This window comes from Nonomuraea sp. NPDC004354 (genome assembly GCF_053602555.1).
Genome location: NZ_JBSGDV010000003.1, coordinates 795679 through 816336, shown reverse-complemented (window position 1 = coordinate 816336; position 20658 = coordinate 795679). Strand labels below are relative to the sequence as shown.

Genomic DNA, 20658 nt, shown 5'->3' with positions numbered 1-20658 from the left:
GTCAGTCCTGCCTCGTCGCCTCGACGAGGCTGCGGGGGCGCAGGTCGGTCCAGTGGGTCTCCACGTACTCCAGGCACGCCTCCCGCGTCTCCTCACCGAACACCACCCGCCACCCGGCGGGCACCTCGGCGAACGAGGGCCACAGCGAGTGCTGCTCCTCGTCGTTGACCAGCACCAGGAATCGGCCGTCCCGGTCCTCGAACGGGTTCGTGCTCATGCGTTGCTCCTCACTTCGGTGTGCAGAATGCGGACCAGCTCGTCCGCCATGGACTGGATCGTGGCCCGGTCGAACAGGTCGGTCGCGTACTCCAGCAGGCACTCCACCGGACCGTCGCCGCGCGGCTCGAAGAAGCTCAGCGTCAGGTCGGCGTTGAGCGCTCCCGTCGGCACGTGCTCGAAGGCGAGCTCGCCGGTGTCGGCCTGCTCGTGATGGACGATCATCACCTGCGGCGGCCGCAGGCCCAGCGCCCTGGCCACCCGGTCGAACGGCACGTCCTGCCGGTCGAGCGCGGCCAGGTCGGTCTCCCTCACCCGGGCGAGCAGCTCGCGGAAGGCCGGCTCGCCGGAGGTGTCGGTGCGCAGCACCACGGTGTTGAACAAGCAGCCGACCAGGCCGGTCAGCTCCTCCTCGGTACGGCCCGCGACCAGCGAGGCGATCGGCAGGTCGGTGCCCGCCCCCCGCCGGGTGAGCAGCGTCGCGAACGCCGCGTGGAGCACCATGAACATGCTGGTGCCGCTCTCGGCGGCGACCGCGTCGATGGCCGCGTGCAGGCCGGCGTCGAGCGTGACGCCGACGTGGTCGCCCCGCACCCCCTCACCGGCCCGGTCGTACGGCAGCGCGACGGCGCGCGGCATGCCGTCCAGCGCCTGCCGCCAGTGCTCGAGCTGGGCGCCGTCGGTCACCTCGTGCGCCCACCGCGTGTAGTCGGCGTAGCCGACCGGCAGCGGCTCCCACGCCGGGGCGGCGCCCCGCCGCCGGGCCGCGTAGGCGGCGGCGAAGTCGCGCAGGAGCGGCACCACCGACCACTCGTCGACGGCGAGGTAGTGCATGGTCAGCAGCAGCGCCCGCGCGCCCCAGCGGTCGGTGAGCAGCCTGGCCCGCAGCGGCGCGCGCCCCTCCAGGTCGGCGGGTTCGCCCGCCAGCGCGTGCAGTCCCTCGTCCAGGTCGGGCACCTCGACGTGTTCCAGCCACTGCGCGGCCGGCACCTGGACGAGCCCGCCGTCCCCGCGGACGACGGCCGTGCGGAGCGGCTCGTGACGCGCTGCTACGTCGGCGAGCGCGGCGGCCGCGGCGCCTGGATCGGGGGAGCGGAGCGCGAAGGCCATGTCGTGCGGCCGCCCGGCCCCCGTCCTGGCGTGCTGCCACTCCTGGGGCGGCGCGGCGGGCAGCTCCCGCCGGCGCAGCCTGGCCCGCTCGCCGAGATCCCTCTCGTCGAGGCGGGCGGCCAGCTCGGCGACGGTGGGCGCGTCGAAGACGGCCCGCAGCGTGAGCCGGGCGTCCAGCGTCGTGCGGATCCTGCCGAGCAGCCGCATGGCCGACATCGAGTGGCCGCCGAGCTCGAAGAAGTTGTCGTGGACGCCGACCTGGGGCAGGCCCAGCACCTCCGCGAACAGCTCGGCGAGCGCGTGCTCCCGCCCGGTGCGCGGGCGGGTGGCACCGGTCAGCGCCGACCAGTCGGGCGCCGGCAGCGCGGCCCGGTCCAGCTTGCCGTTGGGCGTCAGCGGCAGCGGCCGGTCGAGCACCACCACCGCGGACGGCACCATGGCCGGGGGCAGCAGCGCCGCGACGTGCGACCGCACCTGGGCGGGGTCGAGCGGGCCGCCCGCCGCGACCGCGTAGCCGACCAGGCGCGGCTCGGGACCGCTCGTGTCGGTGACGACGGCCGCCTGGGAGATCATCGGGTGCCTGGTCATCGCGCCGGCGATCTCGCCCGGCTCGATCCTGAACCCGCGGATCTTGACCTGGTCGTCCGCCCTGCCGAGGAAGTCGAGGTTGCCGTCGGCGCGCCAGCGGGCCCGGTCGCCGGTCCGGTACATCCTGGCGCCGGGCGGGCCGTACGGGCAGGCCACGAACCGCTCGGCGGTCAGGCCGTGCCGTCCGAGATAGCCGCGCGCCAGCCCGCGCCCGGCGATGTAGAGCTCGCCGGCCACCCCAGGCGGCACCGGGCGCAGGCGCTCGTCGAGCACGTAGGCGCGGGTGTTGGGGTCGGGCACGCCGATCGGCACCGCTCCCGCCCAGCCCGGTTCGGCCGCCCACAGCGTGGAGTTCACCGTCGCCTCGGTCAGCCCGTAGGCGGCCAGCAGGCGCAGCCGGCCCGCCCAGCGCTCGATCACGTCCGGCGGGACCGTCTCGGTGCCGACCAGCACCGTGCAGCCCTCGGGCGGCTCGCAGCCGGCCGGCAGCGCCGCCACCAGCGACGGCGGCAGGATCGCGTGGGTGATCTCGTGCTCGGTCATGAAGCCGGTCAGCTCGTGGCCTGGCACCCTGGCCGCGTCGGGGACGAGCACGAGGCTGCCGCCGTGGCACAGGGCCATGCTCAGCTCGAAGGCGGTGACGTCGAACCCGATCGAGGCGAAGTGCAGCACCCTGCTGTCGGGGGTGAGCCCCATGCGGTCGACGGCCGTGGCGACCAGGCTGCCGATCCCCTCGTGCGTGACGACCACGCCCTTGGGGCGTCCGGTCGAGCCGGAGGTGTAGATGACGTAGGCCGCCTGGTCGAGCGCCACCTCCGGGTAGGCGGGTGCCCGCCACCGCCCGTCGGGCGCGTCGCCGAGCAGCAGCACGTCCAGGCCCTCGACGGGCTGCGCGGCCACGACCACCTTCGCCCCCGAGTCGCCGACCATGTACGCCAGGCGGTCGGCGGGGTGGGCCAGGTCGAGGGGCAGGAACGCGGCACCGAGCTTGAGCGCGCCGAGCATCACCGCCACCATGTCCACCGAGCGCGGCACGGCCACGCCGACCACGCTCTCCTCCCGCACGCCGTGATGGGCGAGCATCGCCGCCATCCGGTCGGACAGGGCGTCGAGCTCCGCGTAGCCGACCGAGCGGTCCCCCTCGACCACCGCCACGGCGCCGGGGCGTTCGGCGACCCTGCGCAGGAACATGCCGTGCAGGGTCTGCTCGGCCACCTCGCGGTCGGTCGCGTTGAAGCCGGTGACGACCAGCTCCCGCTCCCGCGGGGTGAGCACGTCGATGTCGGCGACCCTGACCGACGGGTCGGCGGCGACCGTCCCGACCAGGCCGGCGAGCCGCGCCCCCATGGCCGCCACCGTGGACCGGTCGAACAGGTCGGCGCGGTACTCGACGACGCAGGAGATCGCCTCGTCCTCGACGAAGCTGAACACCAGGTCGAACTTGGCGGTGCTCGCGGACACCGGCGCGGGCAGCACCTCCAGGCCCGCCAGCGCGAAGTCGTCGGCGCCGCGGTTGCGGTAGCCGACCATCACCTGGAACAGCGGGTTGCGGCCGGGCGAGCGGACCGGGTTGAGCTCCTCCACGACCGCCTCGAACGGCACGTCCTGATGGGAGAAGGCGGCCAGGGCCCGCTCCCTGACCCGCGCGACCAGCTCGGCGAAGGTCGGGTCGCCCGACACGTCGGCGCGCAGCACGAGCGTGTTGACGAAGAAGCCCACCAGGTCGTCCAGCGCCTCGTCGGCGCGGCCGGAGACCGGCACGCCGAGCGGCAGGTCGGCACCGGCGCCGAGGCGGTGCAGCAGGGCCGCGACCGCCGCGTGGCAGACCATGAACATGCTCGCGCCCGAGCGCTGGGCCAGCCGCCGCAGCCGCCGGCTGTCCTCGGCGCCGAACTCGACCCGCAGCTCGCCGCCCGCGGCCGCCGGCGCGGGGTGCGGCCGGTCGGTGGGCAGCTCCAGCCGCTCGGGGGCGCCGCGCAGCGTCTCGGCCCAGAAGGCCAGCTGGCGGGCGGCCACGCTGTCCGGGTCGGTCCGCTCGCCGAGCAGCCGCCGCTGCCAGAGCGTGTAGTCGACGTACTGCACGGGCAGCGGCTCCCACGCGGGCGCCCTGCCCCCGCGGCGGGCGGTGTAGGCGGCCGACAGGTCACGCAGGAACGGGCCGTCCGACCACTCGTCGGTCGTGATGTGGTACAGCAGCAGCGCCACCACGTGATCGCGCGCGCCCAGCCGGACCACGGTGGCCCGTAGCGGCAGCTCGGCGGCCAGGTCGAACGGCCGGGCGACGACCGATTCCAGCGTCGGCTCCAGCGTCGCCGCCGTGGCCTCGACCACCTCGACGACGGGGACCGCCTCGGCCGCCGGCACCACCCGCTGGAAGGGGCGGCCCTCCCGCTCGACGATCAGCGTGCGCAGCGCCTCGTGCCGGGCCGCCAGATCGGCCAGCGCGGCCCGCAACGCCTCGACGTCGAGCTCGCCGCGCAGCCGCATCACCAGCGGGAAGTTGTAGAGCGCCGACGGCCCTTCCAGCTGCTCGATCAACCAGAGCCGGCGCTGCGCGAACGACAGCGGCGGCTCGGCGGGCCGGTCGGCCGCGGCCGTCAGGGCGGGCCTGGCGTCCTGCCCGCCGACCCTGGCGGCCAGCTCGGCCACGGTCGGCGCCTCGAACAGGTCGCGGATCGCCAGCTCGGCGCCGAGGGCCGCGCGCGCCCTGCTGACCAGGCGGGTGGCCAGCAGCGAGTGGCCGCCCAGGTCGAAGAAGTCGTCGTCGATCCCGACGCCCGTCACGCCCAGCAGGTCGCCGAACAGCTCGCACAGCACCCGTTCGCGCGCCGTGCGGGGCGGGCGGCTCTCCTGACCGCCGCTGAGGGCGGGTGCGGGCAGCGCGCGCACGTCGAGCTTGCCGTTCACGGTGAGCGGGAGCCGGTCCACCGCGACGAGCGCGGCGGGCACCATGTAGCCGGGCAGCCGCTCCTTCAGCGCCGCCCGCACCACCGCGAGGTCCGCGCCCTCCTCGCGCGGCACGACGTAGCCGAGCAGCCGGCCGCCGTCGGCGACGACCGCCGCGTGGGAGACCAGCGGGTGTTCCTCCATCGCCGCCGCGACCTCGCTCGGCTCCACCCGGTAGCCGCGGATCTTCACCTGGTCGTCGGTGCGGCCGAGGAAGTCGATGACGCCGTCGGGGCGCTGCCGTACCAGGTCGCCCGTGCGGTACATCCGCTCACCCGGCGCGCCGAACGGGTCGGCGACGAAGGCCGCGGCGGTCAGTCCCGGCCTGCGGTGGTAGCCGCGGGCCAGGCCCACGCCCGCGATGTACAGCTCGCCCGGCGTGCCGGGCGGCACCGGGCGCAGCGCCGCGTCGAGCACGTACGCCGTCGTGTTCCAGATCGGCCTGCCCACGGCGGGTGTCGCGCTGTCGTCCGTGGACGCCCCGAGCGTGTTGATCGTGTACTCGGTGGGCCCGTACAGGTTGTAGCCGACGGTGCCCTCGCTGTCGCGCAACGCCGTCCACACCGTCTCGGAGACGGCCTCGCCGCCCAGCAGCACCAGCGGCGGCCGGTGGCCGTCGAGCAGGCCCTGGTCGATCAGGTGGTGGGCGTAGGTGGGCGTGACGTTCACGACGTCGACGCGCTCCCTGTCGCAGTAGGCCACCAGGGCCTCGGCGTCGCGGCGCAGGTTCTCGTCGCAGACGTGGACCTCGTGCCCCTCCACCAACCACAGCAGCTCCTCCCACGACATGTCGAAGGCGAAGGAGACGGTGTGGGCGATGCGCAGCCGCCTGCCGCCCGCGGCGGCGACGGCCGGCCCGAAGATGGCCTCACGATGGTTGAACTGCATGTTCGTCAGGCCGCGGTACGGCGTGACGACGCCCTTCGGCCTGCCGGTCGACCCGGAGGTGTAGATGACGTAGGCGGGATGCTCGAGCCGGTACGGCAGGCCGCGGGCGAAGCCGGGCCGCTCGGCGTCGGACGGCACGCCCGCCGGCAGCGCGGCCAGCCGGGCGGCGGTCGCCGGGTCGTCGAGCAGCATGCGCGGCACCCCGGTCTCGGGCAGCGCCACCGATCCCGTGGTCACCACGCAGACGGGCGAGGTGTCCTCCAGCATGAAGGCCAGCCGCTCCGCCGGGTACTCCAGATCCAGCGGGAGGTAGGCCGCGCCGGTCTGCAGCACGGCGAACAGCGCCGCCACCATGTCGGCCGAGCGCGGCAGCGCCAGCGCGACCACCCGCTCCGGCGCCGCGCCGTGCTCCAGCAGCAGCCTGGCCAGCCTGTCGACGCGGGCGTCGAGCTCGGCGTAGGTCCAGCGTTCGGCGCCGAAGACGAGCGCCACCTCGCCGGGGGTGCGCGCGGCCTGCTCCGACAGCAGCTCGGCCACCGTCACCGGGGGCAGCGGCCGGGCCGGTGCCGCCTGCCGCCGCTCGCCCTCCAGCAGCAGGTCCACGGTGCCGACCAGCGCCCGCGGCGCCGCCACCAGGCGCCCGAGCACGGTGGTGAACCGGTCGAGCACCCGGCCGGCCTCGGCGCCGCCGACCACGTCGGGGCGGTACGACAGCGTCACGCGCAGGCGGGCGCCCTGGGTCACGATGAGCGTCAGCGGGTAGTGCGTGGCGTCGACCGCCGACACGTTCACGATCCCGTGCCGGCCGGTGAACTCCGCCATCCGCTCCTGCCCGCCCGCCTCGCGCAGCACGAAGAGGGTGTCGAAGAGCCGCCGGTGGCCGCTCTCCCGATGCAGCTCGCCCAGCCCGACGTGCTCGTACGGCATCAGCGCCACGCGCTCGTCCTGCACCCGCCGCGCCAGCTCGAGCACCTGCTCGCGCGGGTCGAACCCGATCCGCACCGGCACCGTGTTGAGGAACATCCCGATGACGTTCTCCACGTCGGGCACCGCCACCGGCCGGCCGGCCACCGCCGCGCCGAACACCACGTCGTCGCGGCCGACCGTGGCCGCGAGCACCAGTCCCCAGGCGAGGTTGAGCAGCGTGTTGAGCGTCAGTCCCGTCTCGCGGGCCAGCGCGCGCAGGCCCTCGCCCAGCTCCGCGGGCAGTACGACGTCGAGGTTCACCGGGATCTCCGGGCGCAGGCCGTCGTCGGCCGGCCGTACCAGCGTCGGCTCCTCCAGCCCCGACAGCGCCGCGCGCCAGGCGGTCAGCGCCTCGCCCGCGGGCTGCGTGGCCAGCCAGGCCAGGTAGTCGCGGTAGGTGCCGGCGGCGGGCGCCGCCGCGGCGTCGCCGAGGAGCTGTTCGAGCACCAGCCAACCCGACCAGCCGTCCCACAGGATCAGGTGGTGGCTCAGCACCAGCAGGTCGCGCTCGCCGAGGCGGATCAGCAGCAGCCGCATGAGCGGCGGGGCGGCCAGGTCGAACCGGGTGGTCCTGTCCTCGGCCAGCAGCTCGGCGACCATCCGGTCGCGCTCCTCGCACGGCAGCGCCGACAGGTCGATCTCGCGCAGCGGCGGCTCCACCCCGGCGCCGATGAACTGCACGGGACGCGACAGCCCTTCGGCGGTGAAGCCCGCCCGCAGGCTCGGGTTGCGGGCCAGCATCGCCGCGCACGCCGCGCGCAGCCGGTCGGCGTCGACGGGCCGCGCGAACTCGAAGACGTCCTGCGAGGTGTAGACGTCGACGGCGGCGGTGTCGTAGCTGGAGTGGAAGTGGATGCCCTCCTGCAAGGGCGACAGCGGCCAGACGTCCTCGACCGGGACGGGGCAGACGCGCCGCACGCTCTCGTGCTCCTCGGCGGTCAGCGTTATCAGCTCGGCCGCCCCGTGCTCCTCCGCGGTGGCTTCCATGGTGGCCTCCGCGGTGGCCTCCATGGTGGCCTCCGCGCTGGCCGCCAGCGCGGCGGGCGTCCGGCAGGTGAAGACGTCCCTGGGGCTGACCGCCAGGCCCGCCTTCCTGGCCCGGCCGGAGACGGCGATCGAGGCGATGCTGTCACCGCCGAGGGCGAAGAAGTCCTCGTCGAGGCCCGCCTCGGTGCCGAGCACGGCGGTGAAGATGTCGCAGAACAGCCGTTCCCGCTCGGTCCGCGGTGCCCGCACGGCCCGCGGCGCCACCTCGGGAACAGGCAGGGCGCCGCGGTCCACCTTGCCGTTCAGCGTCAGCGGCAGCCGCTCCAGCGTCACCACCGCGCTCGGTACCATCGGCGGGGGCAGCGCGGCGGCCAGCGCGGCGCGCAACCCCGCCCCGTCGAGGCGGGCGCCCCGCTCGGGGACGGCGTAGCCGACCAGGCGGGTGGCGCCGCCGTGGTCGCGGGCGACGACCACGGCCTGCGCGACGCCGTCCAGGGCCGCCAGGCGCGCCTCGACCTCGCCGAGCTCGACGCGGTTGCCGTGGATCTTGACCTGGTGGTCGGTCCTGCCGGTGTACTCCAGGGCCCCGTCGGGGCGCAGCCGCACCAGGTCGCCCGTGCGGTACATGCGCGTGCCCGGCGGGCCGAACGGGTCGGCGACGAACCGCTCGGCGGTAAGCGCCGTCCTGCCGTGGTAGCCGAGGGCGAGCTGCGCGCCGCTGATGTAGAGCTCGCCTTCGGTCGCCGGGCGCAGGCAGACGTCCAGGACGTACAGCCCGGTGTTCCAGACCGGCCCGCCGATTGGCACGGCCGTGTCGCGGTCCGTGCCGCTGTCCGTGCCGCTGTCCGTGCCGCGGTCCGTGCCGCCGTCTGTGCCGCCGTCTGTGCCGCCACCTTCGTCGCCGTCCCACCAGGTGACCTGGACGGTCGCCTCGGTGGGCCCGTAGCAGTTGTCGACGGGGACGCCGGTCAGCTCCCGCCAGCGGCGGGCCAACCCCGCGGTCAGCGCCTCGGCGCCGCCGAAGACCCTGCGCAGGCTCGCAGCCCAGCCCGGATCCCGCGTGACCTCGTCGGTGGACAGGAAGGCCCTCATCATCGAGGGCACGATGTCGAGGACGGTCACCCCGTGGTCCCTGACGAGCCCGGCCAGGTAGGCCGGATCGACGTGCCCGCCGGGCTCGGCCAGCACCACGGCGGCGCCGGAGCACAGCGGCCAGAAGATCTGCCACACCGAGGCGTCGAAGCTCGCCGACGCCTGCTGCAGCATCCGGTCGGTGCCGTCCATGGCGAACAGGTCCTGGGCCCACGCCAGGTGGCCGACGATGGCGCGGTGCGTGACCACCACGCCCTTGGGCCGGCCCGTCGAGCCCGAGGTGTAGATGAGGTAGGCGGGGTCGTCCGGCGCGGGAGCGCGCAGCGGGCCCCCACCACCGTCGGGACCGCCCTCGCTGCCGCCGGCGCCACTACGGGTGCCGCTCTCGGCGCCGCTCAAGGGGCCGCGGAATGGGTCGCTCGAAGGGCCGCTCAAAAGATCGCTCGAGGGGTCGCTCAAAGGGTCGCTCGAAAGATCGCTCGCGGGGCCGATCGAGGGGCCGCCGACCAGGACACGCTCCACCCCCTCGTGCTCGGGGAAGGACCCGTCGGTGACCACCACGCGGGCGCCGCAGTCGGCCAGCATGTACGCCAGCCGCTCGGCCGGATGGTCGAGGTCCAGCGGCACGTAGGCCGCGCCCGCCCGCAGCACGCCGAGCACGGCGGCCGGCAGGTCGGGCGAGCGGGGCAGCGCCACGGCGACGAACCCGCCCGGAGCGACGCCGCGTCGCGCCAGCCGTACGGCGAGCGCCTGCGCCCTGCGGTCCAGCTCGGCGTAGGAGACCTCCTCCTCGCCGAAGATCACCGCGGTGGCGTCGGGCGTCGTGGCCGCCTGGGCGGCGAACGCGGCGGCCAGCGTCGTGGGCGGTACCTCACGGGGCCCGCCCAGCAGGCGCGCCTGCTCGAGCTCGACCAGGTCGAGCCGCCCCACGGGGCGCTCGCCGGCGGTGACCAGCTCCTCCAGCAGGTGCCGCAGCGCCCGCGCCACCCGCGCGGCGGCGCTGGCGCCGATGGAGTGGTCGAGCCTGAAGGTGGTCCGCCGTCCCGGCACGACGGTCAGCGACAGCGGGTAGTGGGAGCCGTCGCGGACGTCCACGCCCGCGATCGCCCCCATGTCGCCCTCGACGGGATAGTTCTCGACCGCCACCAGCGTGTCGAACAGGGTGCCCCACCCGGTGATCCGCTGGATGTCGGCCAGGCCGAGGTGCTGGTGGTCCAGCAGCCGCGCCTGCGCGTCCTGGAGCCCGGCCAGCAGGTCGGCCGGACGGTCGCCGGGGCGCCAGGCCAGCCGTACGGGGATGGTGTTGACCAGCAGGCCGACCATCGACTCGACGCCCTCGACGGCGGCCTGCCGGCCCGAGACGGTGCTGCCGAAGACGACGTCGTGGCGGCCGGTCAGCCGGCCCAGCAGCAGCCCCCACGCGCCCTGCACGAGCGTGCTCAGCGTCAGCCCGCGCGCCCGTGCCCAGCCGGCCAGGTCCGCGCCGGCCTCGAAGGTGATCTGGCCGGGCGCGCCGGCCCCGTACCGCGGGCCGAGCAGTGTCGGCTCGTCGAGCCCTTCCAGCGCCCGACGCCAGGCCCGCCCCGCCGCCTCGTCGTCGCGGTCGCGCAGCCAGGTGAAGTAGTCGCGGTACGGGGTGACCTCGCCGAGGTGTTCATCCAGCAGCTCCCGCAGCATGATCGGCACCGACCAGCCGTCGGCGACCAGGTGGTGCAGGGTCAGCACCAGCGTCCGCCCGTTGACCAGGGCGGCCCTGAGCAGCGGCGGCGCGGCCAGGTCGAAGGGCCGGGCCCGCTCCCGCGCGGCGATCTCGTCGACGTCGGCGCCGGTGACCTCCGCCCACGGGACCGTGACCCGGCCGGCCACGTACTGCACGACCCTGCCGTCGGCGCGCTGCAGGAACCCGGCGCGCAGCGGCGCGTGCCGGTCCACCAGGCGTTCCACCCGGCGGCGCAGCGTGGCGGGCTCGACGGGTCCGGCCAGCTCGACGACCTGCTGGACGGTGTAGACGTCGGGGTCGGACAGCGAGTGGAAGTACAGGCCCTGCTGGAGCGGCGTCACCGGCAGGACGTCCTCCAGGTCGCGGGGCAGCGCGTCGATCTCCTCCTGGTCGAGCGTGACCAGGGGGAAGTCGGACGGCGTGTGCCCGCCCGCCGCCGGCCCGGCCACGTGGGCGGCGATCCCGCGCAGCGCCTCCAGCCAGGCGCCGGCCAGCTCCGCCACGTCGGCCCGGTCGAGGACCCCTTCGGGCCACGACCAGGTGGCGCTCAGCTCGGGCCCGGACGCGCCGTCGCGGACGATCGCGTTGACCTCGAGGTGATGGGTCAGCGGCATGCCGGGGTCGCGCCCGGCCGACAGCGGCTCCGCCCCGGCGGCCGGCTCCCAGTCCGCGCCGCCGTCCGCCCTGAACCGGCCCAGGTAGTTGAACAGCACCTCCGGTGTCGGCAGGTCGCCCAGCGCGCCCCGCAGCAGCCCGAAACCGAGACCGGCCGACGGGACGGCGCGCAGTTGCTCCTTGACCCGCCCGAGCGCCCTGCCCACCCCCGGGCCGCCGGCGCGGAACTCCTCCCACGCCACGTCGCCGCCGTCGATCCTGACGGGGAACAGGCTGGTGAACCAGCCGACCGTGCGGGTCACGTCGGCATCGCCCGCCACCGCGTCCTGCTCCCGGCCGTGCCCCTCCAGGTCGACCAGCAGGCCGCCGGCGCCCTGACGGCGGGCGAAGGCCGCCGCCAGCGCGGTCAGCAGCACGTCGTTGACGGTGCCGTGGTAGGCGGCCGGGGCGTCGGTCAGCAGTGGCGTCGTCCCGTCGGGGGGCAGGACGACGGTCAGCCTGCGCTCGCGCGCGGCCGTGTCGGTCGCGGGGTCGAGGGGCCGCAGCCCGAGCGACGGCACCGGCCCGGCGAGCGTCCGCCGCCAGACCTGCTGCTCCGCCTGCCGCGCGGGGGTCGGCGCGTCCTCGGCCAGCAGCCGCGACCAGCGCGCGAACGAGGTGCCGACCGGCGGCAGCTCCACCGGCTCGCCCGCGGCCACCGCCCGCGCGGCCTGGGCCAGGTCGGACAGCAGGATGCGCCAGGAGACGCCGTCCACCACCAGGTGGTGCGCCACCAGCGACAGCCGCCGCTCGTCCGGCGACCACACCGCCTGCAGCATCACGCCCGCCGCCGGGTCCAGCCGGCCGACGGCGGCCTCGACCCCGTCGCCGGCCACCAGGCCGCCCGCCTGGACCGTGCCGGGCGGCGGCACCTCCATGTGCCAGCCGTCCTCGCCGCGCAGCAGCCGGGCGCGCAGCATGCCGTGATGGTCGAGGACGGCCTGCAACGCCCCGGTGAGCTGGCCCTCGTCCAGATCGTCCGGCACGCGCACGGTCACCGACTGGTGGAAGCCGTCGATCGGCCCGCCCACCTCCCGCAGCCGGCCGACGATCGGCGTCTCCGGCACCAGGCCGACGCCCGCGTCATGAGCCTGCTCGGGTACGGCCTGGCCGCGCCCCCGCGCCAGCGCGGCGACGGTCCTGTGCTGGAAGACCTCCCGCGGCGTGATCGCGAGACCCGCCCGCCTGGCCTTGTTGACCAGCTGGATCGCGACGATGCTGTCGCCGCCGAGCTCGAAGAAGCTGTCGTGCGCGCCCACCGACGGCAGCCCGAGGACCTCGGCGAACAGCCCGGCCAGCACGCGCTCGGCGGGGGTTTCGGGGGCGGTGTCGCCCGCCTGCGCCGTCCACTCGGGCGCGGGCAGCGCCTTGCGGTCCAGCTTGCCGTTCGGCGTGAGCGGCAGCGGCCCGTCGAGCACCACGATCGTGCCGGGCACCATGTACTCCGGCAGCGCGCCGGCCGCCAGCCGCCGCAGGTCGGCGGGGTCGAGGCCGCCGTCGCCCGTCACGTAGCCGACCAGCCGCCTGACGCCCCGGTGGTCCTCGACGGCGGCGACCGCCGCCTGGGCGACCGCGGGGTGGCTCATCAGGACGCTCTCGACCTCGCCGGGCTCGATGCGGTACCCGCGGATCTTGAGCTGACCGTCCTCGCGGCCGAGGAAGTCGATGGTGCCGTCGGCGCGCCTGCGGGCCCGGTCGCCGGTGCGGTACATCCGCTCGCCCGGCGCGCCGAACGGGTCGGCGACGAACCGCTCGGCGGTCAGCCCCGGCCTGCCGAGATATCCCCTGGCCAGGCCGAGGCCGCCGACGTACAGCTCGCCGGTGACGCCGGGCGGCAGCGGGCGCAGCGCCGCGTCGAGGATGTGGCAGCGGGTCCCCGGGTCCGGCACGCCGATCGGCACGGGGCCCGCCCAGTCGCGCTCGGCGAGCCAGAGCGTGGAGTTGACCGTGGCCTCGGTCAGGCCGTAGGCGGCCACGACCCGCATGCGCTCGCTCCAGCGGGCGACCAGCTCGGCGGGGACCGTCTCGGTGCCGACGACCAGCACGCCGTCCTCGGGCAGCGCGCACCCGGCGGGCAGCGCCGCCACCAGCGACGGCGGCAGGATCATGTGGGTGACCCGGTGCTCGGCCAGGTAGCCGGTCAGCTCCTCGCCGGCCACGCGCCGCTCGGACGGCACGACGACGACGGTGCCGCCCACGCACAGCGACATCACCAGGTCCCAGACGGCCACGTCGAAGCCCACGGAGGCGAACTGGGCGACCCTGCTGGAGGAGTCGACGCCGAGCCGTTCGACGGCGGTGGCGATGAGGGCGCCGACGCCCTCGTGGGAGAGCACGACGCCCTTCGGCCGGCCGGTCGAGCCGGAGGTGTAGATGACGTAGGCGGCCCGGTGCAGCGCGCCCTCGGGCGGGTCGGTGTCGGCCGCCTGCGGGAGGGCGTCCAGAAGCAGGCGGGGCAGCTCCAGGTCGGCGGCGTGGCCCGAGACCGTGACGAGCAGGCGGGCACCGGCGTCGGCCACCATGAAGGCCAGCCGGTCGGCCGGCTGGTCGGCGTCCAGCGGGAGGTAGGCGGCGCCCGCCTTCATGACGCCGAGCAGCGCCACGACCAGGTCGGCCGAGCGGGGCAGCGCCACCGCGACGACGTCCTCGGCGCCGACGCCCTGCGCGCGCAGCGTGTGGGCGAGCCGGTTGGCCCTGGCGTTCAGCTCGCCGTAGGTCAGCCGCTCCGACTCGCAGATCACGGCGAGCCTGCCGGGCGCGTGCGCGGCCTGCCGTTCGAACGCCGCCGTCCACGAGATCTCCGGCAGGTCGCCGGGCAGGGGGACGAACGGGGGCACGGGCGCCAGGTCGATGCCGCCGAGCGGCGTGTCGGGCCGCTCGGCCAGCGCCTCCAGCGTCAGCAGGAGGCGCCGCTCGTGCTCGGCGAGCGCCTCGGGGTCGCACACCGCGGCGTCGGCGTCGAGGTCGATCCGCAGCCCCTGGCCCGCGGGCCGGTCGTAGACGGCCACGGACAGGTCGCCGACCGGCCCGAGGGACAGGTGGTGGATGACGCAGTCGCCGTCGCCGAACCTGATCCCCTCGTGGTACGGCATGACGTTCACGGTGGGCCCGATCAGCGAGCGCAGCCCTTCGACGCGGCCCAGCTCCCTGGCCAGGTCCTCGCCCCGGTAGCGGGCGTGCGCGCCCAGCGACCCGACCTCCTCGGCCACGGCCGCGACCAGTTCGGCACCCGTGGTCCAGGGGCTGACGGCGAGCCTGAGCGGCAGCACGTTGGACATCAGGGCGGGGGAGTCCTCGCCGTGGAGCCTGCCCGCGACGGGCAGGCCCAGCACCAGGTCACGCTCGCCGCTCGCCCGGTGCAGGTAGGCGGCCACGGCCGCGATGGCCAGCCGCGACAGCCGGGTGCCCAGCGCGGCCGCCGCCGCGCGCAGCCCGTCGGAACGCTCCGGCGACAGCTCCACCGTGCGGCGCAGGACGCCGCCGGCCTGGGCGGGCGGGCACTCCACCAGCCTGGCAGGCTCGTCGGGCAGGCCCGCCAACCTGCCGTGCCAGTACGCGGCGTCGGCCGCGTGCCCGGCGGAGGCTCGGTAGCCGGCGTCGGCCGCCACCAGCGCGGGCAGCGACCAGTCGACGCCTGCGTCGGGGCCGCCGCCGTACAGGGCGGCCACGCGCTGGATGAGGCGCAGCATCCCGGCGCCGTCGGTGACCAGGTGGTGGTACCGCTGGTACCACCACAGCCGGCCGTCGCCCAGCCTGAGCAGCGCGTGGGCGAACATCGGCCCGCGGGCCGGATCGACGGTCCGCGCGAGGTCGGCCGCCACCCACGCCCGCGCGTCCGCCTCCGCCAGGTCGAGGACCGGCAGCGGCCAGTCGCCCGCGGGCCTGGTGATCTGGACAGGGCCGGCCTCGTCCTGGGCGAACACCACGTGCAGGCTCTCCGCCTCGGTCACGGCCTGCCTGATCGCCCCGGCCAGCCGCGCCACGTCGGCCGCGAGCTCCACGTAGCCGCCGATGGTGTAGGCCGGGCTGTCCGGCGCTAACTGCTGGGCCAGCCAGATTCCGGTCTGGGCTCCGGTCAGCGGAAGTACGGACATCTGGCTGCCTTTCACGTCACTCTGCGGGAATCAGGGTGGGCCGGGCCGGCCGGGGATCACTTCTTGAGAAGCGGCACGATCTGGTCGATGGCGTAGGGGATGCTCAGCACCGTGTTGAAGGAGAGCGCCGCGCCGATCGGCGGGTCCTGGTAGGTCAGGAAGAGGTCGCGGCCCTGCCTGGCGACCTTCAGCTGCTTGTAGACGCTGTCGTTCCTGATCCGCTCCCACGGCTGCTTGCCGGTGGTCAGCCAGACGAGGCGGTCGACCTCCAGCAGGCTCAGCCCCTCGGAGCCGAACTCGGCCACGTTGGACGTGCCGGCCTGCCTGGTGATCTCCTCCGGGACGGTGAAGCCCAGCTCGGCCAGGAACGCCGACTTGGGGTCGCCCTTCTGGAAGGCCGAGTACTGCCCGGCCTTGAAGCTGTCGGCGGCGACGGCCGTCAGCCCCTTCCACTGCGGGTTGTCGGCCCGGACCTTCGCGAACCGGTCGGCGATGCCGGCGATGAGCCTCCTGGCCGTGTCCTCCTCGCCGAGGGCGCGGCCGGCCAGCAGCGTCATCTCCTGCCACGGGGCGCCATAGGGGTCGAAGCCCTTCGGCTGGGCGACGACGGGAGCGATCTGCGACAGCTTGTCGTAGTGCTCCTTCTGGATGCCGGAGTACATGGCGAAGATGAGGTCGGGCTTGAGCGCGACCAGCTTCTCGAACTTGACGCCGTCCTCGCGCAGGCCGAGCACGGTGGGTTCGGTGCCGCCCCACCTGTCCTTGGTCCAGGGCCAGTCGGAGAACGGGCTGCGCTGGAACCAGTCCACGACGCCGACCGGCTTGAAGCCGAGCGCGAGGACGGGCTCGTGGTCGCTCAGGCCGATGGTGACGATCCGCTCGGGACGCTTGGCGATCTCGGTCGTGCCGTACATGTGCTCGACCTTCACCGGGAAGGCCGATCCGGCCGCCGGGGCGGACGAGGCGGGGGCGGGCTCCGCCGTACCGGCCGGGGTGGGGCTGCCGCAGCCGGCGGCGACGGTCAGCGCCAGTGCGGCGAGCACTGTCGAGAGACGCTTGGACATAGTTTCCTCTTCCGGATCTGAAGTGTCACCGGCACGCAGACTAAGGTAAGCCTTACCTATCTTCAATCGCCGGAAAAGTCTTGCGCGAGGCGAATGAGTGAGGTATGCCTAACCTAAAAAGCGAACGATCGGATCTTCGTGACACAGCAGAGAACCGCCGCGGCACGGCGGCCGCTCCTGATCGCGGCGAGCGCGGGGGTCCTGGTCGTGCTCTGCGCGCTGTCCCTGGCCGTCGGCAGCAGGGCGATCCCGCTCGGCCAGGTCTGGACGGCCCTGGCCGATCCGGCCGCCGTCGACCCCGAGGTCGCGGCCATCGTCGGCGGGACGCGGCTGATCCGCACCCTGGTCGCCGTGCTCGCCGGAGCGGCCCTCGGCCTGGCCGGAGCCGTCATGCAGGGGCTGACCCGCAACCCGCTGGCCGATCCCGGCCTGCTCGGCGTGAGCGCGGGCGCCGCCTTCGGCGTCGTGGTCGCCGCGGCCGCGCTCGGTGTCAGCGGCCTGCTGTCGTCGGTCTGGTTCGCCTTCGGCGGCGCGGCGGTCGCCAGTGCCGTGGTCTACCTGCTGGGCAGCAGGGGCAGAGGCGGCGCCGCGCCGGTCAAGCTCGCCTTGGCGGGCGTGGCCGTGACCTACCTGCTCGACTCGCTGACCGGCGGCATCGCGCTGACCGACCCCGAGGCGCTCGACCGCTACAGGTACTGGTCGGCCGGCTCGCTGACCGGGCACGACGGCGGGACGCTGCTGGTGCTCCTGCCGTTCCTCGCCTGCGGCGCCGTGCTGGCGCTGAGCACCGCGCCCGCGCTCAACAGCCTGTCCCTCGGCGACGACGTCGCCGCCGCCCTCGGCCGCGGCCTCGTGTCCGTACGGCTGCGCGGTGCGCTCGCGGTGACCGTGCTGACCGGGGCGACCGTGGCGGTCACCGGACCGATCGTCTTCGTCGGGCTCGTCGTCCCGCACCTGGTGAGAATCGTCACCGGCCCGGACCACCGCTGGCTGCTGCCCGCCTCGATGCTGCTGGCGCCCTGCCTGCTGCTGGTGGCCGACATCCTCGGCCGCGTCGTCGTGCGCCCCACCGAGCTCGACGTCAGCCTGGTGGCCGCCTTCCTCGGCGCGCCGTTCTTCATCGCCATGGTCCGCCGCCGCAGGCTCGCGGAGCTGTAGCCGATGCCCGGACCGCATCTCACGCGCTCGCGCGACCGCCTGGCCTTCCGGGTGGACCGGCCCGCCGTCTCCGGCGTGCTGCGCCCCAGGCTCGTGCTGACCTGGCTGCTGCTCGCCCTCGTGACGCTCGCCGTCCTCTGCCTGGCCGTCGGCGCGGGCGCGGGCGACTACGCGCTTGCGCCCGCCGCCGTCGTCCGCGCGCTGGCGGGGGAGGGGGAGCGGGCCGACCTGTTCGTGGTGTGGGAGCTGCGGCTGCCCAGGGCCGTGGTGGGTCTGCTGGCCGGGGCCGCCCTCGGGCTGTCGGGCGCGATCTTCCAGGCCGTCACTCGCAACCCGCTGGCCAGCCCCGACATGCTGGGCATCACCCAGGGCGCGGGCGCCGCCGTCGCCGCGGGCATCGTGCTCGGCGCCGGCGCCGGTCTGGGGCTCCAGTGGCTCGGCCTGGCGGGCGCCGTCGCCGTGGGCGTGCTGATCTACCTGCTGGCCTGGAAGCGCGGCACCACCGGCTACCGGATCGTGCTGGTGGGCATCGGGGTCAGCTGGATGTGCGTCAGCCTCACCTCCTACCTGCTGAGCAGGGCGGAGCTCCACCAGGCGCAGAAGGTGCTGGGCTGGCTGGTCGGCAATCTCAACGACCGGGGGTGGGCACAGGCGGGGCCGCTTGCCGTGACGCTCGCCGTCCTGCTGCCCGCGGTGCTCCTGCTGGTACGGCTGCTGAGGACGCTGCGCCTGGGCGACGACGTGGCCGGCGGGCTCGGCACCCCCGTGCAGCGCACCCGCCTGGCCCTGCTGCTGTGCGCCGCCGCGGCGGCCGCCTTCGCCACCGCCGCGGCCGGGCCGATCCTGTTCGTCGCGCTGGCCGCGCCGCAGATCGCCCAGCGCATGGCCCGCACCGCAGGCCCGCCCGCGACCGCCTCGGCTCTCACGGGCTCGGTGGTCGTCCTGGTCGCCGATCTGGTCAGCCAGCGCCTCATGGCCGACTCCGTGCTGCCCGTCGGGGTGGTGACGGGCGTGCTCGGCGCGCCGTTCCTGTTGTGGCAGCTCAGCCGGGCCAACCGGCGGGGCACGGGAGGATGAGACACGTGACGTACCCGTCGCTGCGGGCCAGCGGGCTGACGCTCGCCTATGACGACCGCGTCGTCGTCGACGGCCTTGACCTGGAGATCCCGCAGGGCAGGATCAGCGCCGTCATCGGCGCGAACGCCTGCGGCAAGTCCACGCTGCTGCGCGCCCTGGCCCGGCTGCTGGCCCCCCGCGACGGCGCGGTGCACCTGGACGGCCGCGCCATCCACACCATGCCCACCCGGCAGGTCGCCCGGCGCCTCGGCATCCTGCCGCAGTCGCCCGTCGCGCCCGAGGGGCTGACCGTCACCGACCTGGTCGGGCAGGGCCGCTCACCGCACCAGACCTGGTGGCGGCAGTGGTCGTCGGCCGACCAGGACGCGGTCACGCACGCGCTGGTGGCCACCGGCATGCTCGAACACGCCGACCGGCCGCTGGACGAGCTGTCCGGCGGCCAGCGGCAGCGGGCCTGGATCGCCATGGCGGTCGCCCAGGGCACGCCCGTGCTGCTGCTCGACGAGCCGACGACCTACCTCGACCTGGCCCACCAGATCGACGTCCTCGACCTGGTCGTCGACCTCAACCGCCACCAGGGCCGCACGGTCGTCATGGTCCTGCACGACCTCAACCAGGCCTGCAGGTACGCCGACCAGCTGATCGTGATGAGGGCCGGGCGCGTCGTGGCGGAGGGGCCGCCCGCCGACGTGATCGACGCCGAGCTGGTCGAGCACGTCTTCGGCATGCGCTGCCAGGTGGCGGCCGACCCGGTCAGCGGAACCCCGCTGATCATCCCGATCGGCCGCCACCACGACGGCGGCGTCAGCGCCGGCCCGCGTAGGAACGCGCGCGGCTGATCGAGTGGACGATCTCGCCCACCCGCACGGCGGTGTTCGACAGCAGCGTCGAGGTGATGCCATGGGTGTGCTCGGTGGCGCCCTGCACGTAGATGCCGCAGCGCATCGCCTCCGTCGTGGCGACGCGGTAGTCGCGCTCGATCCGCAGGCCGCCGTCCGGCAGCCGCAGGCAGTGCTCGCCGGCCTCGCCCAGCAGCGTCAGCGGGTCGCCGGGACGGTAACCGGTCGCGTAGACCAGCAGGTCGGCCTCCAGGACCGTGCGCTCTCCCGTCGGCAGGAACTCCACCGTCACCCGGGGCCCTTCGGCGACCTCCACCACCCGGGAGGCGTTGAGGATCCGCAGCCGCTCCACGCCGCGCACCTTCTCCTGGTAGTGGCGCCGGTAGAGCTCGTCGATGAGCTCCAGGTCGACCACCGAGTAGTTGGTGGAGGCGTGGTAGTCCAGCAGCCGCCGCTTCACCTCGTCCGGCGCGGTGTAGAAGTGGTCGACGGCGGCGGGGTCGAAGATGCGGTTGGCGAACGAGCTGTCGTCGGCGGGCGTGTAGCCGTACTTGGCGAAGACGGCGCACACCTCAGCGCCGGGGAAGGTGCTGTGCAGGTGGTCGGTCACCTCGGCCGCGCTCTGGCCCGCGCCCACCACGACCACGCGCCGCGGCTCGCGCAGCGTGGGCAGCCGGTCGAGGAGCTCCTCGCTGTGCCAGACGCGCTCGTCGCTCACCACGCCCGGCGGCAGCACCGGGTCCAGGCCCGCGGCGATCACCACGTTCCTGGTCCTCCTGGTGGTCAGCTCGTCGGAGCAGCCGCCCTGGCGTACCACCACGTCGAGGTACTCGATCACGCCGTCGACGGTCACGGGGGTGACGGCGACGACCTCGGACCGGTACTCCACCTGGTCGGCGAAGGAGGCCGCGGCCCATTCGAGGTAGTCGTGGAACTCCAGGCGCGAGGGGAACATCGTCTTGTGGTTGATGAAGTCGACCAGCCGGCCCTTGTCGCTCAGGTAGCTCAGGAAGCTGAACGGGCTGGCCGGGTTGCGCATGGTGACCAGGTCCTTCAGGAAGGACACCTGCATCGTCGTGCCCTCCATCAGCATGCCGCGATGCCATCCGAAGGCCGGCTGCTTCTCGAAGAAGACCGCGTCGAGCGGGGCGTGTTCCCGTAACGCGATGGCCAGGGCGAGATTGGAGGGACCGAAACCGATGCCCACGAGATCGTGGACGTGGTGCTCCGACGAGGGCATTGATGACCTTCCATGGTTA

General features: G+C 74.7%; 7 protein-coding genes. 3 read left to right on the top strand and 4 right to left on the bottom strand.

Going from position 1 to position 20658, the window contains the following annotated elements; translation table 11 throughout:
* Position 1 precedes the first annotated feature (1 nt).
* Genes ACWENQ_RS14440 through ACWENQ_RS14430 form a run of 3 tightly spaced genes read right to left on the bottom strand, consistent with a single transcriptional unit; the run spans position 2 to position 16325 of the window.
* On the bottom strand, positions 2-217 hold the full coding sequence (locus ACWENQ_RS14440) for an MbtH family protein (protein ID WP_354905160.1): 216 nt from the start codon (positions 215-217) through the stop codon (positions 2-4).
* Positions 214-15261 carry an amino acid adenylation domain-containing protein gene (locus ACWENQ_RS14435; RefSeq protein ID WP_452414468.1) on the bottom strand — a complete coding sequence of 5016 codons (15048 nt, stop codon included), beginning with the start codon at positions 15259-15261 and terminating at the stop codon, positions 214-216. The genes ACWENQ_RS14440 and ACWENQ_RS14435 overlap by 4 nt, the downstream gene beginning before the upstream one ends.
* A gap of 56 nt (positions 15262-15317) precedes the next feature.
* Positions 15318-16325: an iron-siderophore ABC transporter substrate-binding protein gene (locus tag ACWENQ_RS14430; protein ID WP_452414466.1), complete on the bottom strand. Its 1008-nt coding sequence runs from the start codon at positions 16323-16325 to the stop codon at positions 15318-15320.
* 138 nt (positions 16326-16463) lie between these two features.
* Between ACWENQ_RS14430 and ACWENQ_RS14425 the strand changes: the two genes are divergently transcribed.
* The 3 genes from ACWENQ_RS14425 to ACWENQ_RS14415 are packed head-to-tail and all read left to right on the top strand — an operon-like array spanning position 16464 to position 19399.
* Entirely contained in the window at positions 16464-17483 is a 1020-nt protein-coding gene (locus tag ACWENQ_RS14425; RefSeq protein WP_452414465.1) for a FecCD family ABC transporter permease, read from the top strand.
* 3 nt (positions 17484-17486) lie between these two features.
* On the top strand, positions 17487-18560 hold the full coding sequence (locus ACWENQ_RS14420) for a FecCD family ABC transporter permease (protein ID WP_452414464.1): 1074 nt from the start codon (positions 17487-17489) through the stop codon (positions 18558-18560).
* A complete protein-coding gene (locus ACWENQ_RS14415) occupies positions 18557-19399 on the top strand; it encodes an ABC transporter ATP-binding protein (RefSeq protein ID WP_449927850.1) in 843 nt (280 codons plus the stop codon). Before ACWENQ_RS14420 ends, ACWENQ_RS14415 begins: the two co-directional genes overlap by 4 nt.
* Here the strand turns inward: ACWENQ_RS14415 and ACWENQ_RS14410 are convergent.
* Positions 19365-20639: a lysine N(6)-hydroxylase/L-ornithine N(5)-oxygenase family protein gene (locus tag ACWENQ_RS14410; RefSeq protein WP_452414462.1), complete on the bottom strand. Its 1275-nt coding sequence runs from the start codon at positions 20637-20639 to the stop codon at positions 19365-19367. The two genes, ACWENQ_RS14415 and ACWENQ_RS14410, sit on opposite strands and share 35 nt — an antisense overlap.
* Between the last annotated feature and the right edge of the window lie 19 nt (positions 20640-20658).

What these genes read in the sequence shown, in the direction of transcription:
- ACWENQ_RS14440 (WP_354905160.1), bottom strand. Translation starts at nt 217, where the DNA reads ATGAGCACGAACCCGTTCGAGGACCGGGACGGCCGATTCCTGGTGCTG.
- ACWENQ_RS14435 (WP_452414468.1), bottom strand. Translation starts at nt 15,261, where the DNA reads ATGTCCGTACTTCCGCTGACCGGAGCCCAGACCGGAATCTGGCTGGCC.
- ACWENQ_RS14430 (WP_452414466.1), bottom strand. Translation starts at nt 16,325, where the DNA reads ATGTCCAAGCGTCTCTCGACAGTGCTCGCCGCACTGGCGCTGACCGTC.
- ACWENQ_RS14420 (WP_452414464.1), top strand. Translation starts at nt 17,487, where the DNA reads ATGCCCGGACCGCATCTCACGCGCTCGCGCGACCGCCTGGCCTTCCGG.
- ACWENQ_RS14415 (WP_449927850.1), top strand. Translation starts at nt 18,557, where the DNA reads ATGAGACACGTGACGTACCCGTCGCTGCGGGCCAGCGGGCTGACGCTC.
- ACWENQ_RS14410 (WP_452414462.1), bottom strand. Translation starts at nt 20,639, where the DNA reads ATGCCCTCGTCGGAGCACCACGTCCACGATCTCGTGGGCATCGGTTTC.